General features: G+C 37.5%; 6 protein-coding genes and 1 pseudogene. All 7 read left to right on the top strand.

Annotated elements, in window-relative coordinates; translation table 11 throughout:
• Positions 1–1008 (top strand): annotated as a pseudogene (locus AC3DU7_RS21510) (hypothetical protein); the annotation flags it as partial.
• A gap of 153 nt (positions 1009–1161) precedes the next feature.
• On the top strand, positions 1162–1425 hold the full coding sequence (locus AC3DU7_RS21505) for an AbrB/MazE/SpoVT family DNA-binding domain-containing protein (protein ID WP_488041345.1): 264 nt from the start codon (positions 1162–1164) through the stop codon (positions 1423–1425).
• A 23-nt stretch (positions 1426–1448) separates the two neighbouring features.
• Positions 1449–1829, top strand: coding sequence for a type II toxin-antitoxin system VapC family toxin (locus AC3DU7_RS21500; RefSeq protein ID WP_488041344.1), 381 nt, complete (start codon positions 1449–1451; stop codon positions 1827–1829).
• Positions 1830–1841: 12 nt separating this feature from the next.
• Positions 1842–2606, top strand: a complete 765-nt coding sequence (locus tag AC3DU7_RS21495) for a hypothetical protein (protein ID WP_488041343.1) — start codon at positions 1842–1844, stop codon at positions 2604–2606.
• A 260-nt stretch (positions 2607–2866) separates the two neighbouring features.
• On the top strand, positions 2867–3295 hold the full coding sequence (locus AC3DU7_RS21490; protein ID WP_488041342.1) for an element excision factor XisH family protein: 429 nt from the start codon (positions 2867–2869) through the stop codon (positions 3293–3295).
• Complete coding sequence (locus AC3DU7_RS21485) at positions 3271–3624, top strand: element excision factor XisI family protein (protein ID WP_488041341.1); 354 nt, start codon at positions 3271–3273, stop codon at positions 3622–3624. Before AC3DU7_RS21490 ends, AC3DU7_RS21485 begins: the two co-directional genes overlap by 25 nt.
• A gap of 174 nt (positions 3625–3798) precedes the next feature.
• Positions 3799–6364 (top strand): tetratricopeptide repeat protein (locus AC3DU7_RS21480; RefSeq protein ID WP_488041340.1); only part of this gene is annotated, 2566 nt, incomplete at its 3' end.

Genomic DNA, 6364 nt, shown 5'->3' with positions numbered 1-6364 from the left:
TTAGCAGAAGCTATTCAAACAGCAGTAAAAAAACAACAATGGATTGTTTTTGTTCTAGATGAATATGGTGTAATTCCTGAAATTGCTAGTTTGAATTGGAGTTTAGAAGGAAATATGACTGTACTTGGTCGTGGCAGATATTTAGCACTGCCCAATTTTTCCAATCTAAAAAATATGACTTTTTCCTCTATGTTGTTATTAGCTTACAAGTTGAGTTCCGATAAAAAATATAGTAATTCACCTCAACCAAACTTAGAAAATAATGTTGATTTTTTTGTTCAGTTATCTGATTATCTCAATCAGGAAAAAGAAGCAGTTAACTATGAAAAATTCTTTCCTAGAATTTATCCTTGGAAATCCCTAACTTTATTTTCTTATCGGTTGAAACAAGGATGGCTTCATCCAATCATAGATTTTTCTATTAGTTATGACCAAATATATGATTGTATTCCTGCTTGGCGACTTTTGGAATCCAATAATTCCTTAACTTCTAATTCTTTAGCTGCCAAAAAAAATAGAAAATGTGAAGTAACTCAAATCGAAGATAAAGTTAAACAACAGGTAGTAATAATAGCTCCTGGTGGATATGAGAATGCAGGGCTAAAATACGGGGGAGATAACTACATCCCACCGATGGCTTTTCGTTATTGGAATAATGACAAAAATTTAACGGGAGGTGAAATTCATGCCTATATGCTGCATCATTTTCTTACTAATAGAATAGTCATTCCTATACCAGATTTTTGGATGACTTGGGTGGGTGCTTTTTTGGGTCAAGGTGTTATTATTTTATTGAATAAATATCCAGAAAAGCGTGGTGGGTGGGTAGGGGTTTTTGTAGTTGCTAATCTTGTTTATGTAATTGTTAGTTTACAAGTTTATATTTCTGGGGCAATTTTGTTACCTGTTGTGTTACCTTCTGTGACTTTTTGGGTTTATTTTTGGCTAAATAAAAGGAGGATAAAAGCTCACACGGATTATGCCACGGATATACGGATTAAGAGTTGAGTCTAGTAGGTTGGGTTGAACGGAGTGAAACCCAACATAAAATTTACATAAAATTTATGGTTGTTGGGTTTATCCTAACGGATAAGCTGGCGCTAACGTTCCTCAACCCAACCTACATCTATTGCACTTGATAACTAATAATTGATAACTGAAATGACAATAGAAAAGCTAGGAGAAAAATACCAAATTGTAATTCCTCAAGAAGTTCGAGAAGTGCTAAATTTACAACCAGGCGATCGCTTGGAAATAAAAGTAGTAAATGTCACTGTTGTTATGACTCCAGCAACTAGCAAATCTTCTCATTTATTTGGTAAACATCGTCAACTTTGGCAAGGAGAAAATGCAGTTAATTATATTCGGGAACAACGAGAATCATGGCGAGATTATAAGATATTCAAGGTGCTAAAATTGCTCTAGATAGTGTAATTTTTATTTACGCTTTGGAGGGAAATTTAGAATTTGGTAATCGTGCTATTAAAATTTTTGAAATGATTGAAAAAGGTAGTTGTAAAGGATTTGCTTGCGACTTATTTTTAGCAGAATTAATGGTTAAACCTTTGCGTACTGGAGAAATAGAAATTGCCGAGAAATATGCTAACGATCTGCCCAAGTTTCCTAATCTTACTTTCTGTAGTCTTCCTCAAGCAATAGTAATTGCTGCTGCTAGGTTGAGAGGAAGTAGTAATTTAGGTTTAATTGATGCTTTACATCTAGCAACTGCTGTAGCAGCAGGATGTAAAGTTTTTATTACTAATGATGCTGCTATGCGTCATCCTAATGCTGGTTTAGATATTTGGATGCTTAGAGATATTGAAGATTAAAATGTGAAAAATATGCGTTATAAATTTCATTCATTTCTATCTTTTTTCCTTCTATCAATCTCTGGCTTACTCTTGGTTAATTATTATCCATTAGTTAGTCAAGTAAATGCTCAAATTATTGCTCAAAAGCCCCCTTCTAGCCAAGAAATTTTGGATCGGCTTCAAGAAGTAATTTTTAATGCTAAAGAGGAACAACCCGAACCCGAACCTCCTTATAATGATGGTGAGTCTAGAGGAGAAGGAAAAGGAGGTTCTCGTGGTGAAGATTTTTGTTTAATTACACCTTGGTTATACAAATTAGAAGGCTCCTCAGAGGAAATATTTGTGGAAGTTTTCCGAGAGCAACCTATATTTATTTGGCAGGGAGAAATACGAGAAATGTTTATAGAAGTTCCTTCTGAAAATCAGCAAATAATCTGGGAACGAAATGTGGAATATAAAACCCAAATTATTTATCAAGGTAAAAGCTTAGAGCGAGGCAAAATTTATGAGGTTTTCTTGCATAAAGGAGATATAACTAGCTTGCCTTTTCCTTTGAAAATTATAGATGGCGATCGCCGAGCAACTATTGAGTCAGAATTGAAGGCTTTGTCGGAAAAATCTCCTGGTATTTCTGCTGAGGAAATGGCTTTATTACGAGCTAATTATTTTATGGAAAAAGGTTTACTTGGCGATGCTTATCAAGAGTTATTTTCTGTGGCAAAACCTTCCGCAGAATTGAAAGAAAATTTGGAGGAAATAAAGAACACGGAATTTTGTCCTGAAAAGAAATCATAGCATTTCTCTGTTTAATGAGGTACATTGATAATCCCCCTAAATCCCCCTTAGAAAGGGGGACTTTGAAGAACTATCCCCTTACAAAGGGGAACTTTAATTGAAGAATCTCCTTACAAAGGGGAACTTTAATTGAAGACTCCCCCCTTACAAAGGGGGGCAGGGTGGGATATAAAACTGTACTTCAAAGATTAAATAACTGCTACAATACTCAATAATAAATAATTGACAAGCCCAATTTTATCTAATTAAAAAACAGCTTAATGCCTGCTAAAGACCTTTATCATAATACTGTGAAAACTGCCTTAATTAAAGATGGTTGGACTATTACCAAAGACCCACTAATTCTCAGAATTGGTACTCGCAATGTTCAAGTTGACTTAGGTGCTGAAAAATTGATTGCTGCCGAACGAGGTGCGACCAAAATAGCTGTTGAAGTCAAAAGTTTTATCAGTCCTTCTTTGATTAATGAGCTGGAAAAAGCCTGGGGACAATTCTTTTTTTACAGTAGAATACTTCAGAAACAAGACCCATCACGTCTAATATATTTGGCAGTCGAGGGCGATATTTTTGCAACGTTATTTGAGGAGGAAGCAGGAAAACTTTTATTAGCTGAACCTGGTTTTCGCCTGTTTACTTTTGATGCTTTGATGGAGGGAATTATTCAATGGAAACCACAGATAGACTCTTAGATATAGAGGGGTGGCGCGACACACTCTCAAAGATTTTGCAATACTATGCGGATATTCCTTACTGCTATGGTGATGTGAAAACTTTTGTGATTATTAGTCAAGACCGCAACCATTTTATGTTGCTCCATGAAGGATGGGAAAATCGTCGTCATGTGTATGGTACTATTGTCCATGCCGAAATCCGCCATCAGAAAATTTGGATTTATTACGATGGTATTGAGGATGGTATTACGGACGAACTTGTTGCTGTGGGAGTACCGAAGGATAGGATTGTACTTGCTTTTCATCCTCCTGATGTTCGTGAGTATACCGGGTATGGGGTTGGATAGTCGAAGTCAGAAGTTAGAAGTTAGAAGTTAGAGCTAATTTCTGATAACTGAAATGAGTGAGTTTGAGCATTGAGTAACGTCCTAACCTAAATGTGTAGTGCTATATAGGGAGTTTTGCATAGTTTTTTGCCTTTACATCTATATATTATTGTTATGAGAGGAGAAATTTAGATTATGCGCCGTCATTTTAAGTCTGTTATTTTCCTATTGTCATTTTTGCTGTTGTGGGGTTTTCCCGTGCAACTGGTGGGAACAAATCTGAGAATGTCGTTACTTGCTCAAGCGCAGGAGGAAAGGAGTCAAGAGGGAAGAGTTGAGGGGTTGCGATTGAATAGTGAAGGTTTGCAACTACTGAATACAGGTCAGCTTCGGGAAGCATTGGAGAAGTTTGAACAAGCTTTAGTTATATTTAGAGAAATCGGCGATCGCCCAAACAAAGGAGTTATTCTCAATAATATTGGGGAGGTTTACAATAGTCTAGGTGACTACGAGAAAGCTCTCTCTTACCATAAACAATCTTTGAATATTGACCAAGAAATAGCTAACCACTCTGGGGTAGGGACTTCTCTCAACAATATTGGAACTATTTACTATAGTCTAGGTGACTACGAGAAAGCACTCTCTTACTTTCAACAATCTTTGAATATTGACCGAGAACTAGGAAACCGCTCTGACGAAAGCACTACTCTCAATAATATTGGGATAATTTATCATAATTTTGGTTATTATAAAGAAGCACTCTCTTACTTTGAACAATCGTTGAAGATTGCTCGAGAACTAGGGAACCGCTCTGGCGAAAGCACTACTCTCAATAATATTGGGGAGGTTTACAATAGTCTAGGTGAGTATGAGAAAGCACTATCTTACTTTCAACAATCTTTGAAGATTAGCACGGAAATAGGCAAGCGCTCTGGGATAGGTACTACTCTCAACAATATTGGGGAAATTTACAGAAGTAGAGGTGAGTATGAGCAAGCTCTCGATCAGCTTCTAGAAGCTTTGAAGATTTTCCGAGAAATAGGCTATCGCTATGGGATAGGTACTACTCTGAGCAATATTGGGAATGTCTACAGTAGTCAAGGTAAGTATCAGGAAGCACTCTTTTACTATCAACAATCTTTGAATATTAAGCGAGAAATAGGTAACCGCTCTGGGGAAGGGGTTACTCTTGGCAATATTGGGAATGTTTACAGTAGTCAAGGTAAGTATGAGAAAGCACTAGATTACCATAAACAATCTTTGAAGATTCGCGAAAAAATAGGAGACCGCTCTGGGAAAGCGGCTTCTCTCAATGGTATTGGAGGTGTTTACGATAGTCAAGGTAAGTATGAGAAAGCACTATCTTACTTTCAACAATCTTTGAAGATTAGCACAGAAATAGGTAACCGCTCTGAGGAAAGTGTTAGTCTCAAACATCTTGGGAATGTTTACAAGAGTCAAGGTAAGTATGAGCAAGCACTCTCTTCCTTTGAACAATCGTTGAATATTGACCAAGAAATAGGGAACCTCTCTGGGATAGGTACTACTCTCAACAATATTGGGAATGTCTACAGTAGTCAAGGTAAGTACGAGAAAGCTCTCTCTTCCTTTGAACAATCTTTGCAGATTAGCACAGAAATAGGCAAGCGCTCTGGGATAGGTACTACTCTCAACAATATTGGCTTACTTTACAGGAATCAAGGCAAGTACGAGAAAGCTCTCTCTTCCTTTGAACAATCTTTGCAGATTCGCCAAGAAATAGGAGACCACTCTGGGGAAAGCACTACTCTCAATAATATGGGATTAGTTTATGAGAGTCTAGGTAAGTATAAGCAAGCACTAAATTACCATAAACAATCTCTAAAGATTAACCAAGAAATAGGCGCTCGTTTGGGGGAAGCAGCTTCTCTCAATAATATTGGGAATTTTTACAATAATCTAGGTCAGTATCAGGAGGCACTTTCTTACTTTGAACAATCTTTGCAGGTTACCACAGAAATAGGCAACCGCTCTGGGGAAAGCTCTACTCTCAGTAATATTGGGACTATTTACAATAGTCTAGGTAAGTATGAGGAAGCACTCTCTTACATTCAACAAGCTCTGAATATTCGCCGAGAAATAGGTGAACGACCTGGGGAAGGAGTGGCTCTCAACAATATGGGGAGAGTTTACAATGATCTAGGTAAGTATGAGGAAGCACTCTCTTACACTCAACAAGCTTTGAATATTTTTCGAGAAGTGAGCGAATCTGAACTTGAAGCCAAAAGTCTGAGCAATATAGCTCTACTACTAAAGCAACAAAACAAACCAGAATTAGCTATTGTTTTCTACAAAAAATCCATCAACACCACCGAATCCATTCGCCAAGACCTCCGCCAACTACCTCAAGACTTCCAAAAATCTTACGAAGACACTATTGCCAAGTACTATCGTCGTCTTGCAGATATCCTAATTGAACAAGACCGCATCCTCGAAGCACAACGAGTTCTCGACCTACTCAAACTCCAAGAAATCGCAGAATTTAACCGCCGTGATATCCGTGGCAACCAAGACACCCGCACTGGTATTGAGTTACTCTCCTTAGAAACAGAAATCTGGGAAGGTTACAAACAAATCTTTAACAATAACAATGCCACCCAACTCGGCACCGAACTTACCGACCTCCGCATCATTCCAGAAACCGAGCGTACCCCTACTCAACAGGAACGCATCAAAGAATTAGAAAATCAGGAGCAAAAATTAGTTCAACAACTCACCGAAT

The organism is Okeania sp., from assembly GCF_983059655.1.
This window is presented reverse-complemented; position numbering and strand designations above follow the sequence as displayed.

Bases quoted from the DNA above. Each gene is read 5' to 3' on its own strand.
- AC3DU7_RS21505 (WP_488041345.1), top strand. From the start codon at position 1,162: ATGACAATAGAAAAGCTAGGAGAAAAATACCAAATTGTAATTCCTCAA.
- AC3DU7_RS21495 (WP_488041343.1), top strand. From the start codon at position 1,842: ATGCGTTATAAATTTCATTCATTTCTATCTTTTTTCCTTCTATCAATC.
- AC3DU7_RS21490 (WP_488041342.1), top strand. From the start codon at position 2,867: ATGCCTGCTAAAGACCTTTATCATAATACTGTGAAAACTGCCTTAATT.
- AC3DU7_RS21485 (WP_488041341.1), top strand. From the start codon at position 3,271: ATGGAAACCACAGATAGACTCTTAGATATAGAGGGGTGGCGCGACACA.